This is a genomic window from Providencia sp. 2024EL-00732, assembly GCF_044006275.1.
In the GTDB taxonomy this organism is placed as follows: Bacteria; Pseudomonadota; Gammaproteobacteria; order Enterobacterales; family Enterobacteriaceae; genus Providencia; species Providencia huashanensis.
This window is the reverse complement of sequence record NZ_JBIPDG010000006.1, coordinates 96,805-114,292: the sequence shown is the minus strand read 5'-3', so window position 1 is coordinate 114,292 and position 17,488 is coordinate 96,805. Positions and strand designations below refer to the sequence as shown.

The window sequence follows — 17,488 nt, the reverse complement described above, 5'->3', positions numbered from 1 at the left end:
AGGGTTACCTTAGTAATCAAGAACAGAATACCAAAACATTCTGCCAATAATCATTACGCTGTTTTCATCAGCCTCTTCATCGTCGTATTCTTCACGGTTATAACTGCGAATAATAAGTTTTCCACCTGGTTTTCGATAAAGCATTTTTAAACGTTTCAAGCCATCTTGATCGATAGCGTAAACTTTTCCATCAATAATTTTTTTATTAGATACATCAATGGCAATAGCAGAACCGTCTGGTATTACCGGCTCCATACTATCGCCACTTGCTGGAAAACAAATAATTGTTGAGCCATCAGTAGGGGCACCAATCTTGCGTAGTGTTGATTTGGCAAACCTTAATTTAAAACCGTTGTAATCCACATCAATACTACCGCCGGTACCACAAGCAAATTCAATATCTTTATAGAATGGCACTTCTACTTCATCGTAATCCAAAGGCGTTTTATTATCCCAAGACTTTATCCCTCCCCATTCATTTTCAGGAGGTAGGGTATCGTTCTTGTCTTCTTCTCCTGTAACCAACCAGCTAACAGAACACCTTAAGGCAGCTGCAAGTTCGGGCAAAAAGCGAGGACGTTTTGTTTTTCCGCTTTCTAATTGCTCTATTGACTGCTGTGTAGTGCCAACGGTTTCGGCTAACTCTGTTTGAGTGAGGCCGAGAAGAATTCTTTTATTTTTTACGCGTTCAGAAATTGACATATAAACCCCTTTATAACTCTAGAGGATAATTACAAGAAAACCTGTAATTGACAAACAAACTAATTTGTTTTTAAATACAAGAAATATTGTAAAAGGAGGTGAGGATGGGAACGTTATCTGAACGAGTTAAGACTCGTCGTATAGAGCTCCATTTAACTCAGTCAGAACTTGCAGACAGAGTTGGGCTAAAACAGCAATCAATTCAGCAAATCGAATCAGGTCTTATTAAAAGACCTCGGTTTATTGTTGAAATTGCGAAGGTTTTAAATTGTGACCCAACGTGGCTCATCAATGGCAATGAGAGAGTTGTATGAAAGCGAATATATCAACAAGAAATTTAAAAAACTGATTATTCATAATCAATTTTGCGACAGGAGACGCAGAGATGAGTTTTGATATCGATATTGTCCGCTCTGAAATCGAGAGCTGGGCGACAGAACATGGTCAAGAGCACGTAGCAATTGAGATAAGCCGTGCGTATTTGCAGATCACACGAGACAAGTCACAGAGCCGCTTACATGTGATTGAAGATGAACGAGGTCAAGCGGATTGGAAAGCGATTAACAATAACCGACAGCAGATATTTCGCTGGCTACGAGGTGATTCGAACGCATCGATGAAGAAATTAGCAGAGCTGATGCCTGCAATTGAGATGGCGTTGCCAGCTTCGAGGTTAGCTCGAGTGCGAGGCGACACGAAAAACTATTTAGCATCAGTGGCCATACAGCGATTTGCAGAAGCTATGACCGAAATTTTATTAGAGGGGCGTGACATGTCACGGAACATCAATAGCGCTATTACCGCACTAAATGCAATATCACGCCCGACCAGCGTGCACTAATTCAAGAGGCAAGACCAATGCTAAGAACGACTGAATTGATTACCTATTGCAATGGTTTTTTATTGAATGGAAAGCCGGCAGACAGAAAACAAATCGAAGATATTTTCGAGGGAAGAAGGGCGATAGCGCTCAATATTGGCATGCAGTACGAACAACAAAAACAAAAGCTACTTTTAAAGAAATTGACGCCAGAGCAATATCAGAATGCTTGCCGTGATATTGCACGTGCACTGGGGGTGTAAGGTGAATAATTCATTGATGACAGAAACCGTTAATCAAATAGGGCGTATGAACATAACTGGTAATGTGATCCCCGCGAACTGGTGGCATCACATCAAAATGCCAAGTGGCAAGCCGGATAATATTGGGATCATATTGCTTTCGGAAATTATTTATTGGTACCGTCCAGCAGAAATTCGAGACGAGTTTACTGGCGAACTTCAAGGGTGGCGCAAGCGGTTTCAAAGCGATAAGTTGCAACGTAGCTATCAATCATTTGCGGATCAATTTGGTTTTACAAAACGGGAAGTCACCGAAGCGATAAAACGGCTGAAGGCAAAAGGTGTTATTACACTCGAATTTCGCACCATCAATACAGTAAGTGGACCGTGCAACAATGTGGTATTTATTGAGCCAGTTGTTGAATGTATTCATGAAATAACAAACTCTATTCCATTGATTGATAATCAAACAAAAATAGAGCCTGTTTCTGTGACAGGTCTCACTTCTAAACGTGATAGGGGGTACGTTGAAACGGAACAGCCCCCACATACAGAAGTGATAGCCCCCACTTCTAAACGTGAGACAAATACAGAGATTACTACAGAGACTACTACAGAGATTATTAATGGTACGTCAGGTGAACCTGACGACAACAAACCATCGCCAAAAATTAAATTAAATTATGAAAAAATTATCGATTCATATCACGAAATTTTACCTGATATGCCAGCTATCAAAGTGTTGACTGATGAGCGTAAGCGTAAAATCAAAAACTTTTGGATTAAATTTAAATTCAATCAAGAGCGTTGGGTAAATTATTTATCGTATATCGCAATACATTGCCGGTGGATGATGGAGGATCGTGATAATGGGCGTGGTGGTACATGGCGGCGTAAAAATTTGGATTATTTAGCCACTGAGCGTTGTTATGTTGCCGTCAAGGAGGAACGCGCTAATGACAAATAATCTCTTTGTTCCACCCAATAGCGCTGAAGCTGAGCAAGCTGTGCTAGGTGGCCTTATGATTAGCACTGACGAAGATAAACGTCAGCGAGTTATTTCACTGATAAAACCAGAGTCATTTTATCAATGGGCGCACAACCGAATTTTTTCGGAAATCGTAAAACTAATCAAAACTAACCAGCCTACTGATGTAATTACAGTGAGCGATGCGCTAACAGCGAATGGTGATTTAGACAACGTTGGTGGTTTTGCCTATGTTGCTGAACTTTGTATGTTACCCACGGCAGCAAACATAGTGAATTATGCACGGATCATTCGTGACAAAGCTATACAGCGTTATGCAATTAATAATCTCAATACCTGCGTTGAAATGTTGATGGCCAATGATGGTCTTGAAGTCAATAATAAACTGGCTAACGTCCAGCAAGTGGTTTCAAGTATTATTGAACACGCTAAAACAGGTAAGAGTAAAGGCCTTAGACCTGCTCGTGATGTTGTAGGAGACTGGGTTGAGGAAGTTGAAAGGCGTTTTGATGATCCGACGAATGCAGCTGGTTTTACGTTAGGTATCGAATCACTTGATGATTTAATGGCTCCCAAACAAGCGCTAAGAGGATCTCTAATTGTTGTGGGTGCTAGACCTAAAATGGGAAAAACCGCGTTCTACAACCGTGTAGCGACTCATTTCGCTTTAAATCACCGGTTACCCACGCTGTTATTCAGCCTTGAAATGACTGACCGAGGGATCATTGAGCGCATGATAGCTCAAGAAGGCGGTGTTTCAGCAGATATATTCTATACCGGCGCACATGATGATATGGAAATGGCGCGTGCATTAGCAAGAGCTGAAGAAATTGCAGAATCCAATATGTATATCGATAGCACTCCTGGTGTTGATTTGCACCATATTATTGCTGAGTGTCGAAAGGTAAAAAGGGTTAAAGGGAAAATTGGGCTCATTGCTGTGGATTACCTGACATTAATCAAAGCCGCCCCAGCAGAACGCCGCGATATTGCCTACGGTGACATTACAACGGGTTTAAAAAACTTAGCTAAGGAAATGGATTGTGTGGTCTTGTTACTTACCCAGCTTAACCGAAAACTGGAAGAACGAGCAGATAAACGACCAACACCTGCAGATAGCCGAGATACAGGACAAATTGAGCAAGATTGTGATGTTTGGATAGGTTTATACCGTGATGCGGTTTATAACAACAATGCAGATAAATCGCTGATGGAAATTATTCTTCGTTTAAATCGTGATGGAAATACCGGAACGGCTTATGGGCAGCTGGTGGATTCGTACATCAAAAATATTAGTCAAAGTGAGGCAGAAAGGCTGTTGTTTAAGGTACTGGATAAAAGAAGGGTGTATTCAGATAAATTAAATAAAAATTTTTAACATAAAGGATATTAATTCTAAATTGAACAGTAACATGCTTGATAAAACATGACATTTTATCAAGCATGTTATTTGTTTATTTATTTTTATATCTAATAATTTCTTTTTCTAAAATATTCTTTTTTTCACTTATAGATGAGGATAGGTTAGTATAATCATCAGATAATTGTTCTTGGCTCTTATTTGCTAAAAATCCTAATTTGTTAGAGATAGATAGCAGTAATGAGATTATATTTTCATTCTCATTTATACCATTCTGTGATGACCAACGCTTAATAGAGTCATTTGTTAAGCTCAAAATTGGCTCTTTAACTTTAATTGATGAATTAATTAATTTAATAATATCTCTTTGCATGATAATTCTATTTTTAAATTCAGACATTATACACCTCATTTAGTAATTCTATGATATTTTTCATCCAAGTATCTATTGCGGTTATACTAGATTTGGCAAGTTCAATACCATCTTTATCTATTATACTTCCTTGCCCTCTAGTACATAGTATCCTAGCCTTTTCAAAAATTTTGTAACTATCTAATTCTATATTTAATTTGTTTTTCTCTAACCTTAAGGCTGCATTTCTAGAAAAATTAGGCTTTCCGTCTGAATGTAAAGAGTAACATATTGCAAAGTTTCTAATTGCTAAAAATATATTTGAAAGTTCAAAAATATCAGATTCCTGAGAAAGTTCTAGAGCATTTCTGGCATCGCAAAAAATATCATAAAATTTCAAACAATCACTTAATACATTAGAGTATTTTTTGGGTTCTCCAAGGTTCTTTAAGAAGTCCTCATTGTTGATTGAGTATATCATTTTTGATTCTAAATATAAATGCCAAGCAAATGGACTACCAGTTTCCCAGAGTTTGTGGATCCTCCTAGAAGAGTAAATAGAATATTTTTGAGGGTTTATATTATCACTTTTTTTATCTGTAATAAGTAAAAGGTCAACGTCGGAATTGAAATCAATATCTCCACGACAAACAGAACCAAAAATATATATATACATATTATCGACGTCCTAGTCTTTTTATAAGGACTGACATAAATAATCCAAACATAATAAATCTAAAGATGGATAAAATAGTTAAGTATGTATCAGAGTATTTAACATCGGAAGTTATTCCAAATAGCAGTTTCGGAATCGTTAAAAGTGAGTTGAAATAATTATTGATACATGAATTAGGTTCTGTTGTATATACACTGGAGTGATAAAAACCAGCTAGGGTAATAAATATGACTACAGTTCGAATTAACTTTAAAATGGATTCACCATTTCCCCAAATAAAATCTAGTAGCCTAAAATTAAGCCACTTAAAAAACATTTTAACACGGCTAAGTCCTGTATATTTTGTTCTATAATACTTATCATTTGATTTCCAAGAGTTTTTTAAGTGTTGTTCAGTGGCGTCAAGCTCAATATTAATTGCCTTATTGGCTGATTCAGTATCTCCAATATGTTGATAGTTTAACCTTAATGTTCTTGCGAAGGCTAGTAATAGGTTTAATTCGCTAGGACAATTCCTTGCGAAAATATCGTTATCTATATTTGTTTTTTCAAAAATGCTATATCGAAAATCACAACTAGAAAAGCTAGAACCAGATAAATTACAATTAACAAATCGACAGCCAATAAATTTACAGTCATCGAAACTACATTTTCGTAGGTATGCCACATCAAATGTAGAATAACTAAAGTCTACCCCTTTAAAGTGTACACCCTTGGCTACTAATCTTTCGAATAAAGTATTTTGAAAGCATTTATCATTTATTTCTTTTTTGGAGAACTTTTTATCAGTTATCTTAACTTTACCGCTATTTTCTAGCTCATCATAGGGGGAAGTTGACATTTTGTTGTTATTTTCTTTTTTTGTTGAAAAAAGTTGTTGTAATTTTTTTTTCATAATTAATTTAAATTGAATGGTTTTGTAAATTATAATTGATTTGTTTTTATTAAACAATATAGGCTCTACTCTCCAATTTGAAGAAGCAACACATGGATAGTATTTTTAAATAAATAATAACTACTTCTATGATTAAATCTAACTTTTTATTAGCATTAGATATGTTCTTGATGTGGGGGAGTTGAGGATTCTCTATTAGTTCTAGGTGGAGATATTGCTTTGAAGCTTTTAGTAGTCACTGAATTTGGTTTTTTCGTCAAATTTATAGGGCTTTTTTATTGCGTTTTATAAATCAACAAACAAATTAGTAGCTATAATATATATGTTAGTACTTGATTGTGTGATATTTGTGCCTAAGATATATAAGTTAAGATTAGCAATACAAAGGTATTTAGTTTACTATAATACAAATTGGTCTGAACACCCAATCTTAACACTTGCTGTGTCTACTGAGAGAAATGTATGGCACAGCATAGCTTTATCAAAATGTCTAACGACACTCTTGTACCGGCTAATCCGGCGGCAAGGGATTTTTTGCATTCCAAAATCAAGTGTGGTGATGTGCTTTCGGCTGATTTCAAGAAAGCCCGCAACCCACGATTCCACCGTAAATACTTCGCATTACTTAACCTCGGATATGAATACTGGGAACCAACCGGCGGTACCATTTCGCCTGAAGAAAAAGAATTGGTTCGTGGTTACGTTAAATTCCTCGCTTACTACACCGATAACGATGATGCCCTCCAATCTGCTGTTGATGTTTATCTCGATGAGATAGCACAGAAACGCGCTCACAATATATCAACAACCAAATCCTTTGATGCTTTCCGCTATTGGGTGGTAGAGCAATCTGGCAATTATGAAACCTTTGAAATGCCAGACGGCAGTCTACGCCGCGTCGCTAAATCAATCAGCTTTGCCAAAATGGATGACCTATCCTTTGGCGAACTCTACAAATCCACTCTCGATGTGCTTTGGAACTTCATTCTATTCCGTAAATTTCCCACCCAAGAAGCTGCTGAAAATGCGGCTGCTCAGCTATTAGATTTTACCTAGAGGCAAGACCAATGACCAAAAAATCAAAGACCAAAGAAGATAAACAGTGGCTATCAGATGTAGCAGAGCTTGGCTGCATTTGCTGCCGAAATATGGGGTATGGAGCAAGCCCCGCGGAAATCCATCATGTAAGAACGGGGCAGGGAATGGCGCAGCGAGCGAGCCATAAAGATGTTTTACCTCTATGTCCACCTCATCACCGGCCTAGTTATGATACTGGTTTTCATGCGGCCCCTAAAACATGGCAGGAAATTCACGGTACCGAAATCGAGTTATTGGAGCAAACCAAAAGAGAAGTCATGGAGCTGCGAGCATGTCGAGTATAAAAAGTATTTCTGATGGTCTTGTACTCGATGCAGAGCAAGAAGCTTGGTTACAAGGTTGGCTATCCAAGTTTGGTGCTTGGGTTTACAGCGGTAGATTAGAGAAACGTCAAAGCAGTATCATCGCTGAATTTATGGCCACTGTGGAAAAGCGTGATTATCCAGAAAGGGAAATGTGTAATGACGACGACGGAATGTTAATTACCAAGGTGGTCGATAAAATTTATCATATAGACCGAGTCGCATTCACGTTATTGTTATTACGTTATGCCTTTGTGAGTTCCGACCGTGCCATTGCTCGTTATTATTATGGTATTGCACAACCACGCCAGATGGTTCGCAGAAATCGCACGCTTGAATATCGAAAACCCTCAATGGCCACATGTCGTCGTGAGATAAAAGAAATCATCCGTTCTGCCGAGTATTTAATTTACCCACATCTCTATAATGCATTTAAAATACGCAATAATGAGTGGAAAAAGAAAAATAATAGTAAGAACATGTTGACTTATTTGAACCAATGATCCACTATTTAAAGGTAAATTGCCATTTTAGTAACTTCACCAACTAACCCAGCCAATGCGCTGGGTTTTTTGTTTATTTTTCAGAACGGTATTTCATTATTTTTTCAAGAATTTCGTGTTTTGTATCTTGCTCTATCCTATTTAAATACTCGTATTCTGTTTTCTCAGAAATACTTTCATTTATTGTAAAATAAGATTCGTTATTATCCTGCGCCATCTTACAATAGATAGAATGTAGATACGCTTTATTCGATGTGTTCAGATCTTTTCTGCATTTGTAATAGATAACTTCGAGAAGCTCCTGATTTGTTCCTGTGTTATACAGCTTAGATAAATTCTCATCAATACAAGCATCTGCGGAATCAAAAGATGTTTTAAATTCATTATAAATAGTATCGCAGTGAGATTTGTCTACGCCAGAAAATTCATTTTTATAACTACATCCACTAAGAGCAATAGCTGCCCCTATGAAGTACAAAGCTTTTTTATTCATATGATTTCCTTAGTTATAATTCATAGGTATTTAAAGTCTTTATATTGAGATTGTCAAAAGAACAGGAATTATTAGTTCTTGGTTCGTCATTTACTGAATAAATAAAATACAGGCACTCCGTAGGGGGTGAAATCATGCGTATGGATAAATATAGCAACGCAGCCTACGGTAGTGCCGGGCTTACAGCATTTTTCGCGAGCTTATCGCTTTATGAATGGGGCTTTATTATCGGGATGGCATTTAGCATCCTTTTAGGTCTCGCTACCTTTTTTATGAATCGACGAGAACAAAGAAAGCGAACACGTTTATTTGAAGAACTCGTTAATAAAACCGACCCTCTAAACCCCTCAGCCACTGCACGAAAAGCCGCCGAACTTATGGCGAAAGCGCCTAAGGATATCTAATGTCACTCAAACAAAAATTAATTGTGCTTGTTGGCGCAGGGGCTTCGGCTATTGCTTTAACTGTGATTGCACATTTTGAAGGTGTTAGGTATGAGCCGTATGAAGATGTGGGAGGGGTTTTAACGGTCTGCTATGGTCACACGGGGAAAGATATTGTTCCCAATAAAATTTATACCAAAGAAGAATGCAACGAGCTGTTAGAGCTTGATTTTATGAGAACTAAACTGCAGGTCGACCGCTTAGTCAAATTTCCAGTTGATGAACATACAAAAGCAGCACTTTATTCATTCGCTTTTAACGTGGGTACCGGCGCATTCGCTAAGTCAATAATGCTAAAAAAGCTAAACGCAGGTGACCAATACGGCGCTTGCGAAGAACTTAAAAAATGGGTTTACGCTGGAGGCAAGGTATGGCGTGGGCTAGTTAATCGCAGAGACGCGGAGGCGGCTATATGTCATGGAAACCTATAGTGGTTGTAATTTTCTTTATGCTGCTTTCGATATCAATAATTGTATTTGGTGCCTACAGACTCACTGATAATACATGCGGCATAGATAAAGCCAGTTTAGAAAAGCGCTGCCAAAAAGCTATCGAACACTACAAAGGTCAGCAAGTTAATTTTTAATCTTCTATATGGTAACTACCATGAATAAAGTTAGAGCATTATTATTTATCGCTGCATGGGTGGCCATATGGGGAATGTGGAAACAACATGAAAGGATAGGTGAGCTAAACACCAAGAATGCCGAACTACTCGTTGAGCTGACAGAGCAAGTCAAAATTAATGAAGATTATCAAGAACGTATCCAATCTCTTCATAAACTCGATACAAAACATACTCAGGAATTAGCTAATGCAAAGAATGAACTTGATAAGTTGCGTATTACTGCTGAGCGCAATCCTGAGCGGGTGTACATCAAAGCAAGTTGTAAAAAAACCGAGGGCACTACCCCCTCCGGCATGGATGATGCAACTACCGCCCGACCTACTGACTCCGCTATCCGAAATTATTGGTTACTCAGACAACGAATTGCAGAGTCTAAGCAAATGATACTTGGATTGCAGGATTACATTAGAACGGAGTGTTTACGTTAATACCAATCGGTAAATGCTCTTGCAAAAAAAATTAAACTTATGAAGGTAAGGGCGCTTAATAAGTAGATGGAAAACTTAAAAAAAAGAGTCGTTATATCTGGTTGTTTTTTATCTTTACTAATAATGAATAGGATGCAGATAAGGATAGGGATAGATATGAGTAAGAGCGCAATGGGGTAAGTATACATATATATTGATACAGCTCTCTTTGTGATGGAATTCTTATCAAATAGTAAAATATATTCTTAACAAGAAAGCAATGCGGAAAATTGAACAACAACGACAGGCGATGAAATTAAAAAAAGCCTACACAGCGGTAGGCTAAAAGATGTTGCTTTATACAATTGAATATCTCTTTAAATATAATCGGTATTTCAAAGTATGCAAAATTATTTCTAAGTATTTTAAATTGATAGTCGATTAAGTGAACAATGAGCCTCCATTTGGGGGCTTTTTAGTAGCCAGATATTGAATAAGTCTCTCATTAGCCTTTAATTTGGTATGACCAGTCATTAATAATTTGAAATATCTGGATTCATATCTACTCTTTAAGTACTCATAATTAGTGTAATTGGTTATACGAAAGTAGTATGAAAAACAGAAGTCAACAATTACTAAATGATTCAGCACTCTTAGATGTAAGAATTAGATATTTAGTCAAATTTATACGTAGTAGAGCGTTTAATAAGCTGCCAGAAAGCGAAAAAGGATTATTTGAGTCACAACTTTGTTCAATGAAGACGCTATCATCCATATTAAAAATGAGAGTAGATATAGTAAATGATAGAAAATAATAGCCAGCCTCATACGAGTTTTTTTATAAGGGGAATATGGAAAATACACAGTAACAACAAAGAAAAGCCCCTGTTCAGGGGCAAAATAAAATGAAGCAATAGTTTGAACACATTATCAGCATAGATGGTTTAAAAAGTTTTCATATGAACTAAGTGTAAGCAAATACGGAAAAGAAAATACGAATATGAGCCTCGTTAAAAGCTAAAGAAAACACTAGAAGGACAAAATAAACTTATCCTCTAGTATGTTAGGTAAGAGAGTAGGCTTTTTACTGGGCTGCTCTTTGTATTGACTCTCCTCCAGCCTCTATGTCTTCACCAACACCTTTAGTGGTGTTGCAGGCGGTTAATGTGAAAGCAACCGCTAATGAGCAGATGAGGAAACTGATTTTTTTCAACATATTTTCTTCCTTTTAGTGTGAAGTTATAAGTTACAAAAGATCACTTTTAATTATAGCATAACAATTTGATTACCATTTTTATCAGTATAGAGCTGTAATATTAGTATTAATCCATGATATCTGTATGGGGTTGGTATGGTTAGGGATATCTGACAAATGAAAATGAGCTGCTATATTTTAGGTATTAATGCCTACTTTGGTAAAATTAATCACATTAGCAATAAAGGGTACACTCTATGATATTAAAAGAGCTATTTATCCGTATGCTTTATGTTTTACAATACTTAGTGGTTGGTTTTCTTTTGTTATTAACATCAATAGCCATACCAAACTGGTTAGGCAAGGCATCAGTCTTTTTTGCAGGGTAGATTCTAGTAAGTGAGTAGCATATAGGGAGGTTGTCATGGCAGGTAGTGAAGAGGACGATATTAAATATTTACCATGGACAGGTGCGGCTTTGAAAGTAGCCTTGATAATGACAGTCGAAGCTATGAAGTTAACGCCTGAAGAGGCAGAAAGGAAAAACATTACTGTTGTAGTTGGTCCGTATGCTCGCCCATATAAGGAAATAATGACCATAGCTGAAGAGTATGGTGAAAGAGAAATTCCTAAATCAATGCGGGATATGCCATCAGATGTTAAATAGATAACAAGAATTCACCACGAGCCTCGCAATAGCGGGGCTTTTTAATGGTTTCTTCGCAATTAAGTGAGGTCCATATCTTGCTGACGGGTAAGCCGTAAGTGACAAAAGTAACGTAGTGATACGTGATGATGGTTGCAAAAAATAAACCCAATAAAATCAGTAAATAAAAATAGGTACTCATATCGGGGGCAACCTCAATCCGTGCGTACCGATTGCTTATCTCTATTCAAAGCGTATCTCACACGCAAACATCACAACCCCCGAGACCATTCACAAAAGCGACTTCAGAGGACAGACTGTTATAGGTGTGCTCGGGTCAGGCTTGTTCTGTGAGAACTGAGGTTTCTTTTTTGAAAGGTAATACATCATGAGTTATCCAAGAGTAAGTGTTAATGGAGTATCCGTCAGAGTTGATAATGAAGGCAGATACAGCTTGAACGATTTGCATGCCTCAGCAGTAATTAATGGGGAAGCAAGAGAAAATCAAAACCCTAGCCAGTTCTTGAGAAGTAAGCAGATAAAGGCATTTGTTGATAAATTAAGCGCAATGCAAAATTGCACTGCGGTTAAAGTTATCAATGGTGGGCTAAATCATGGAGTATGGGCTTTAGAGTTAGTTGTCATTAGATATGCTGCTTGGTTAAAGCCTGAGTTTGAAATTCTCGTTTACAACACATTCAAAGATGCAGCAAGGAAAGGTTTGGATGTTATGGCTAAGCTTAATAAGTTAGATCACGTCATCAACACTGAAACCAAAAATGTAAGTAGCTGTGCAAGAACAATGGCTAACTGGGGAGTTGGTGGTAGGAAGCAATTACTACTAACCGCAAGAGAGCGAGTAGTGAAAGAAGCTCAGATGTACTTACCGAATATTGAATAGGTCGATCAGCAGCCTTTTTTATGCGAAAGTATCTCATCAGCGAATTCTGAGTGAGATTACAATGCAGATAAAGTCCACATTAATGTTTTTAAGTATGCTGCTACTTAACGGTTGCAGTGTTAAAGTGCCAAAGGATATTTCACCTGTTAAGAATTTTGATTTGTCTCGTTATCTTGGGGAGTGGTATGAGGTAGCTAGAATCGATAATCGATTTGAAAAAGGATTAAGTAAGGTCTCTGCTAATTATTCCCTTCGTGATGATGGAGGCGTAAAAGTAGTAAACAAAGGATGGGATTCGGAGAATAAAAAATGGAAAGAAAGTATCGGAAAAGCTTACTTTGTTGAATCTTCTGATGTAGGGGCTTTGAAGGTTTCATTCTTCGGTCCTTTTTATGGCGGTTATAATATTATTAAGCTCGATGATAACTATCAATATTCATTAGTTGTTGGCCCTAACAAAGATTATCTGTGGGTACTATCGCGTACTCCAACTATGCCACCAGAGTTATTAAAGGAATACCTTAGTTTTGCAAGTAGCTATGGTTTTGATAGGCAAAGAATATTGATATTTCAATAGTATTTATTCCTTGTGAAAACTTAATAAGTCAATGCATGACCCGTCAAGTGCGGGTTTTTTATTGAGGGAAATAGCTAATCAGAAAGTTTATTCCTACAAGTAGACTTTCTAATGGGCTAAGGAGATAAAGACGATGGCTAAACTGGATTGGGGGACGCTACAGCAACAGTTCCTCACCGAACACGCTAAATCAGGAATATCCCCTAAAGAGTGGTGTGAAGACCAGGGACTTAATTACGCAACAGCAAGGCGATATATTAAAAGGCCGGCTGCGCAATCTGCGCAAAAAACTGCGCACAAAAAATTGCGCACTGCGCACGAAAAAGAATGCGCAAAAGAGCCTATATGTAATAGCGCAATACCAACTGCGCAGAGTAGAGAACAAGATAGTGCGCACTATGATGAAAGTACGTTTAACCTGCGCAATTACGGGCTTAACGATATGCAGTTCAGATTCGTCAATGAGTATCTTATTGACTTAAACCGCACGGCTGCATACAAGAGAGCAGGTGGTAAGTGTGAAGGTAATTCTGCATATGTAAGTGCGAGTAGGATGTTTAGAAATGTTAAGGTCAATCGGGCAATATCCGATGCTTTAGCAGAACGAGAGCGCAGAACCGAAATAACCCAAGATGCCGTATTAAAAATGTGGTGGGATATTGCGACCGCAGACGTTAATGAACTAACTGAATATCGCCGATTATGTTGTCGTCATTGTTGGGGCTTTGGCTTCAATTATCAGTGGCGTGATGCGGTTGAATATGATGATACTGTGAAAAAAGCCATGACAGCAAGTAAACCACCTCCGCAAGATGTGGGTGGCTACGGTTACGATGACACATTAGACCCTAATCCCGATTGTCCTCGATGTAATGGCGCTGGTATTGGTCGTGCGCATTTTCACGATACACGCGATTTAACCGGTGCCGCTCGTCGTTTGTTTGCTGGTGTTAAAGAAGGTAAGTTTGGTGTCGAGGTTATCACTCGTAATCAAGACGATGCGCTGAAAATGGTTGCACAGCATTTAGGGATGGTTAAGAACAAGACTGAGATAACGGGGGCTGATGGTGGCCCTATTCAATCAACAGGAATCGACCTAAGCCACTTAAGTTTTGAGCAACTCATGCAGCTGAGAAAAAAATCGAAAGTTGACCTTATTTAACATAATGGTGCTTACATGCCCTGCGGCTTTTCAACTCAGCTAAAATGTCACCTCAAACCGATAAAAGTCTAAATCTTCTTCCTGAATTTAGGCTTTTTATTCGTTGCTAATTTGTTATCAAAAACTCACTTTCCATTTCACCATCATTTTGAGGTGAAAGGGCTATTTATTCCATTTTAGGTGTGGCTATGAACATCGATTTCAGCTTATTTGATGAAGAGATCGAAAGGGAGATAGCGCGCCGCAGTTTGCATGAATTCATTCAATACTTAAACCCTGAATACATCACGAGCCATTTCTCTCAAACGGTGTGTGATGCGCTCGACCAGTTCTTGATTGATATGATGGCGGGTAAGCGCCCTAAATTAATATTAGGGGCACCGCCACAGCACGGCAAGTCTGATATTGTTTCCCGCTATCTTCCTGCTTATTTCTTTGGAAAATACCCCAACATGCGTGTTGGGGCGCTATCGTATTCATCTGATTTAGCCGGTGATATGAATACCGATGTTCAGCGAATTATGATGTCGGCTGAATATCGTGCGTTATTTCCTAAGAGTTGGTTAGGCAACAAGCCTGAGAATGGCATCGCTGTTAAACGTAACTCTGACGAGTTCGGCATTGCCAATCACAAAGGCAGCTATGTGTGTGCGGGTGTTGGTGGCCCACTAACGGGTAAAAAAGTTGACCTCGGTATTATTGATGACCCAATAAAGAACTCGAAAGAAGCACTTAGCCCGACGGTTAAAAAGTCGATTTGGAACTGGTACGTCTCGACCTTTAAGACCCGTTTATCAAAAAACAGCGGCGAAATCATCATGGCCACGCGGTGGGCGACCGACGATTTATCTGGCCAATTAAAAGAAAAAGCCCCTGAAACCAAGGTGCTCGCATTCCCTGCCATTAATGAGCAAGGGGAAGCGTTGGTACCTGAACTTCATCCCATTGATAAACTGTTGGAAACCAAAGCAATACTGGGTGATTACTTCTGGTCTGCCATGTACCAACAGTCACCGAAGCCGGGTGATGGTCAAATCTTCCATGAAGAGTTTGTACGCTATTACTTACCTAAAGACCTACCTGATAAATTCGACAAGGTTATTCATAGTTGGGATATGACCTTTAAAGACAGCGACGGTACCGACTATGTAGTGGGGCAGGTTTGGGGTAAGAAAGATGCCAATGTCTATTTGCTTTATCAAATTCGAAAACGCATGAGTTTTACTCAAACTAAGGATGCCGTGAAGCTGCTCGCGGAAAAATTCCCTGAAGGGCGCCGTAAGTTGGTGGAAGACAAAGCCAATGGCCCTGCAGTTATCGACTCTCTTAAATCAACGGTATCAGGGCTAATCCCCGTTGAGCCTGACGGCAGTAAAATCGCACGTGCCCACGCCTGCACCGCTGAGTGGGAGGCGGGCAATGTGTGGTTACCGCACAAAGACATTGCTCCGTGGATAGTGGAAACCGTGGAGGAAATTACAACGTTCCCATTCGCTGGCCATGACGACACAGTGGATGCGATGACACAGGCGCTGCGTGATTTATACCAGAAGAAAAAAGGCGGTTTCTTCACAACCAAGAGGTAATTCTATGTGGCCGTTTAAAAGGCGAAAAATTGCAGAGCAGATTGCACCACCGAAGCGGTCAGCGTTTACCACAGATTTGTATCCTGCATTAGCAAAAGAGAATGGATTTAACGGGCTAGTTCTACCGCAACCGATGATTAACGGTGTGGGGATGGACAGTATTGATACTTCCGTGCCTTCATTCAAAGGTGAGCAAGTTTATGGCGTCCCTGAATCGCAAGCGGCTTGGTATGCCTCACAAATGTTTATTGGCAACAATATGTGCGCCATTATTGCGAAGCACTGGCTAGTGGATAAGGCCTGTAATATGCCTGCTCGTGATGCTATTCGCCAAGGGTATGATATTGATTGCGATAATGACGATGACAGTGCTATCAGCAAGAAGCTACGCAAGCGCGATAAAAAGTACCGCATACAGCATCATTTGAAAGAACTTATTCACTTTGGGCGAGTGTATGGTGGTCGATTAGCGTTGTTTGTGGTGGAAACCTCAAACCCGAAAGAGTGGTATGAAAACCCGTTTAATCTCGATGGCGTGACCAAAGGAATGTACAAGGGGATCAAGCAAATTGACCCACAATGGGTAACGCCTGATTTAACCGACTCCAATATCCAAGACCCTGCTAGCATGGATTTTTACGACCCCACTTATTATGTGATTGGTGGTCGTAAATACCATAAATCGCACTTTGTTAAGTTTGTGCCGTTCCCTGTGCCTAATGTGCTGAAGCCGCTTTATAACTACTTTGGTGTTTCGGTACCAGAGCGCATCTATGAGCGAGTCTATGCTTCAGAACGGACAGCCAATGAAGCCCCACAACTGGCCATGACCAAGCGGTTATTGACTATCGGTATGGCAGACCCTGAAGGTGCAGATAAGAACACCATTCAGGAAAACATGCTTTATTTTATGGAGATGCGCGATAACTATGGCGTGCAGGTGATGGGGAAAGAGGACGTTGCACAACAGTTTGATACCTCGCTAGCGGATTTAGACGCCACCATTATGACGCAATACCAGCTAGTCGCAGCGGCGGCAAACGTGCCTGCAACTAAGTTACTGGGCACTACACCAAAAGGCTTTAACTCAACGGGTGATTACGAAGAGTCGAACTACCGTGAAGAGCTGGAAAGTGTGCAGTCGAACGATCTAGACGAACTCTTGCAGCGTCACTACGACATGTTGATGCGTAGCGAAGAGCTACCACTGACTGAAATATCGGTGACGTGGGCGCCACTCGATAGCCCAACAGCGACAGAGGGCGCCGATATTGAGTTGAAATCGGCTCAAACGGATTCGGCTCTAGCAGCTACAGGTGCGATTGATGGGTTAGATATCCGTAAAAAACTCGCAGCAGATAAAAAGTCGAGCTATTACGGCATTGATGTAAATGAGAGTGACTATGTCGAGACGAATACGAGTCCGAACGAAAAAGGCGAGATGGGCAACCTCCCGCCAAGCAGTATTGAAGGGCAAACCCCTGCAGTATTCAGCAGCGCCATCTAGCCGTT

General features: G+C 39.3%; 25 protein-coding genes. 19 read left to right on the top strand and 6 right to left on the bottom strand.

Translation table 11 applies throughout. The features are described from left to right. Positions 1-9 precede the first annotated feature (9 nt). Positions 10-702, bottom strand: a complete 693-nt coding sequence (locus tag ACHB7C_RS11785) for a helix-turn-helix transcriptional regulator (protein WP_048607772.1) — start codon at positions 700-702, stop codon at positions 10-12. Between the two features lie 104 nt (positions 703-806). On the opposite strand from ACHB7C_RS11785, the gene ACHB7C_RS11780 reads away from it, so the two are divergent. The 5 genes from ACHB7C_RS11780 (at position 807) to ACHB7C_RS11760 (ending at position 4,130) form a co-directional block, all read left to right on the top strand. Further along, complete coding sequence (locus ACHB7C_RS11780) at positions 807-1,016, top strand: helix-turn-helix domain-containing protein (RefSeq protein ID WP_048607770.1); 210 nt, start codon at positions 807-809, stop codon at positions 1,014-1,016. Positions 1,017-1,087: 71 nt separating this feature from the next. Then, complete coding sequence (locus ACHB7C_RS11775; RefSeq protein WP_110592086.1) at positions 1,088-1,543, top strand: toxin YdaT family protein; 456 nt, start codon at positions 1,088-1,090, stop codon at positions 1,541-1,543. A gap of 17 nt (positions 1,544-1,560) precedes the next feature. Beyond that, entirely contained in the window at positions 1,561-1,785 is a 225-nt protein-coding gene (locus ACHB7C_RS11770; protein ID WP_272663665.1) for a hypothetical protein, read from the top strand. Between the two features lies 1 nt (position 1,786). After that, complete coding sequence (locus ACHB7C_RS11765; RefSeq protein WP_125892417.1) at positions 1,787-2,731, top strand: hypothetical protein; 945 nt, start codon at positions 1,787-1,789, stop codon at positions 2,729-2,731. After that, positions 2,721-4,130 (top strand): DnaB-like helicase C-terminal domain-containing protein, encoded by a 1,410-nt coding sequence (locus ACHB7C_RS11760; protein WP_272663664.1) that lies wholly within the window; start codon positions 2,721-2,723, stop codon positions 4,128-4,130. The genes ACHB7C_RS11765 and ACHB7C_RS11760 overlap by 11 nt, the downstream gene beginning before the upstream one ends. A 76-nt stretch (positions 4,131-4,206) precedes the next feature. On the opposite strand, the gene ACHB7C_RS11755 is transcribed toward ACHB7C_RS11760, so the two are convergent. The 3 genes from ACHB7C_RS11755 to ACHB7C_RS11745 are packed head-to-tail and all read right to left on the bottom strand — an operon-like array spanning position 4,207 to position 6,035. Beyond that, complete coding sequence (locus tag ACHB7C_RS11755) at positions 4,207-4,512, bottom strand: hypothetical protein (RefSeq protein ID WP_068445411.1); 306 nt, start codon at positions 4,510-4,512, stop codon at positions 4,207-4,209. Continuing rightward, a complete protein-coding gene (locus ACHB7C_RS11750; RefSeq protein WP_068445409.1) occupies positions 4,505-5,140 on the bottom strand; it encodes a nucleotidyltransferase domain-containing protein in 636 nt (211 codons plus the stop codon). The genes ACHB7C_RS11755 and ACHB7C_RS11750 overlap by 8 nt, the downstream gene beginning before the upstream one ends. Before the next feature lies 1 nt (position 5,141). Further along, positions 5,142-6,035 carry a pentapeptide repeat-containing protein gene (locus ACHB7C_RS11745; RefSeq protein WP_267722783.1) on the bottom strand — a complete coding sequence of 298 codons (894 nt, stop codon included), beginning with the start codon at positions 6,033-6,035 and terminating at the stop codon, positions 5,142-5,144. 462 nt (positions 6,036-6,497) lie between these two features. On the opposite strand from ACHB7C_RS11745, the gene ACHB7C_RS11740 reads away from it, so the two are divergent. From ACHB7C_RS11740 to ACHB7C_RS11730, 3 genes are read left to right on the top strand one after another with little or no spacing between them, the layout of a single operon-like run. Then, complete coding sequence (locus ACHB7C_RS11740) at positions 6,498-7,091, top strand: DUF1367 family protein (protein ID WP_272663662.1); 594 nt, start codon at positions 6,498-6,500, stop codon at positions 7,089-7,091. An 11-nt stretch (positions 7,092-7,102) separates the two neighbouring features. Then, positions 7,103-7,417, top strand: a complete 315-nt coding sequence (locus ACHB7C_RS11735; protein WP_196718783.1) for a Ref family recombination enhancement nuclease — start codon at positions 7,103-7,105, stop codon at positions 7,415-7,417. Beyond that, positions 7,405-7,938 (top strand): antiterminator Q family protein, encoded by a 534-nt coding sequence (locus ACHB7C_RS11730; RefSeq protein ID WP_272663661.1) that lies wholly within the window; start codon positions 7,405-7,407, stop codon positions 7,936-7,938. Before ACHB7C_RS11735 ends, ACHB7C_RS11730 begins: the two co-directional genes overlap by 13 nt. Before the next feature lie 73 nt (positions 7,939-8,011). Here ACHB7C_RS11730 and ACHB7C_RS11725 read toward each other — a convergent pair whose 3' ends face one another. Beyond that, entirely contained in the window at positions 8,012-8,431 is a 420-nt protein-coding gene (locus tag ACHB7C_RS11725; protein WP_272663660.1) for a hypothetical protein, read from the bottom strand. A gap of 134 nt (positions 8,432-8,565) precedes the next feature. Here ACHB7C_RS11725 and ACHB7C_RS11720 point away from each other — a divergent pair, with 134 nt between their 5' ends. The 5 genes from ACHB7C_RS11720 (at position 8,566) to ACHB7C_RS11700 (ending at position 10,724) form a co-directional block, all read left to right on the top strand. Next, on the top strand, positions 8,566-8,835 hold the full coding sequence (locus ACHB7C_RS11720) for an HP1 family phage holin (protein ID WP_140187669.1): 270 nt from the start codon (positions 8,566-8,568) through the stop codon (positions 8,833-8,835). Then, complete coding sequence (locus tag ACHB7C_RS11715; RefSeq protein ID WP_395347381.1) at positions 8,835-9,305, top strand: lysozyme; 471 nt, start codon at positions 8,835-8,837, stop codon at positions 9,303-9,305. Before ACHB7C_RS11720 ends, ACHB7C_RS11715 begins: the two co-directional genes overlap by 1 nt. Further along, on the top strand, positions 9,287-9,460 hold the full coding sequence (locus ACHB7C_RS11710) for a hypothetical protein (protein ID WP_349486818.1): 174 nt from the start codon (positions 9,287-9,289) through the stop codon (positions 9,458-9,460). Before ACHB7C_RS11715 ends, ACHB7C_RS11710 begins: the two co-directional genes overlap by 19 nt. Positions 9,461-9,480: 20 nt before the next feature. Continuing rightward, entirely contained in the window at positions 9,481-9,930 is a 450-nt protein-coding gene (locus ACHB7C_RS11705; protein ID WP_349486819.1) for a lysis protein, read from the top strand. A 590-nt stretch (positions 9,931-10,520) separates the two neighbouring features. Further along, positions 10,521-10,724 carry a crAss001_48 related protein gene (locus tag ACHB7C_RS11700; RefSeq protein ID WP_395347378.1) on the top strand — a complete coding sequence of 68 codons (204 nt, stop codon included), beginning with the start codon at positions 10,521-10,523 and terminating at the stop codon, positions 10,722-10,724. A gap of 269 nt (positions 10,725-10,993) precedes the next feature. Here the strand turns inward: ACHB7C_RS11700 and ACHB7C_RS11695 are convergent, their stop codons facing one another. Further along, entirely contained in the window at positions 10,994-11,125 is a 132-nt protein-coding gene (locus ACHB7C_RS11695; protein ID WP_349486820.1) for an entericidin A/B family lipoprotein, read from the bottom strand. 403 nt (positions 11,126-11,528) lie between these two features. Here ACHB7C_RS11695 and ACHB7C_RS11690 point away from each other — a divergent pair, with 403 nt between their 5' ends. The 6 genes from ACHB7C_RS11690 (at position 11,529) to ACHB7C_RS11665 (ending at position 17,483) form a co-directional block, all read left to right on the top strand. Beyond that, positions 11,529-11,771: a hypothetical protein gene (locus ACHB7C_RS11690; protein WP_349486821.1), complete on the top strand. Its 243-nt coding sequence runs from the start codon at positions 11,529-11,531 to the stop codon at positions 11,769-11,771. A 367-nt stretch (positions 11,772-12,138) separates the two neighbouring features. Next, positions 12,139-12,651, top strand: coding sequence for a KilA-N domain-containing protein (locus ACHB7C_RS11685; protein WP_219246810.1), 513 nt, complete (start codon positions 12,139-12,141; stop codon positions 12,649-12,651). A gap of 61 nt (positions 12,652-12,712) precedes the next feature. Beyond that, positions 12,713-13,228, top strand: a complete 516-nt coding sequence (locus ACHB7C_RS11680) for a lipocalin family protein (protein ID WP_219246812.1) — start codon at positions 12,713-12,715, stop codon at positions 13,226-13,228. Between the two features lie 133 nt (positions 13,229-13,361). After that, complete coding sequence (locus tag ACHB7C_RS11675; RefSeq protein WP_349486822.1) at positions 13,362-14,390, top strand: terminase small subunit; 1,029 nt, start codon at positions 13,362-13,364, stop codon at positions 14,388-14,390. A gap of 188 nt (positions 14,391-14,578) precedes the next feature. After that, complete coding sequence (terL, locus tag ACHB7C_RS11670) at positions 14,579-15,976, top strand: phage terminase large subunit (RefSeq protein ID WP_349486823.1); 1,398 nt, start codon at positions 14,579-14,581, stop codon at positions 15,974-15,976. A gap of 4 nt (positions 15,977-15,980) precedes the next feature. After that, positions 15,981-17,483 (top strand): DUF1073 domain-containing protein, encoded by a 1,503-nt coding sequence (locus tag ACHB7C_RS11665; protein ID WP_395347374.1) that lies wholly within the window; start codon positions 15,981-15,983, stop codon positions 17,481-17,483. Positions 17,484-17,488 lie beyond the last annotated feature (5 nt).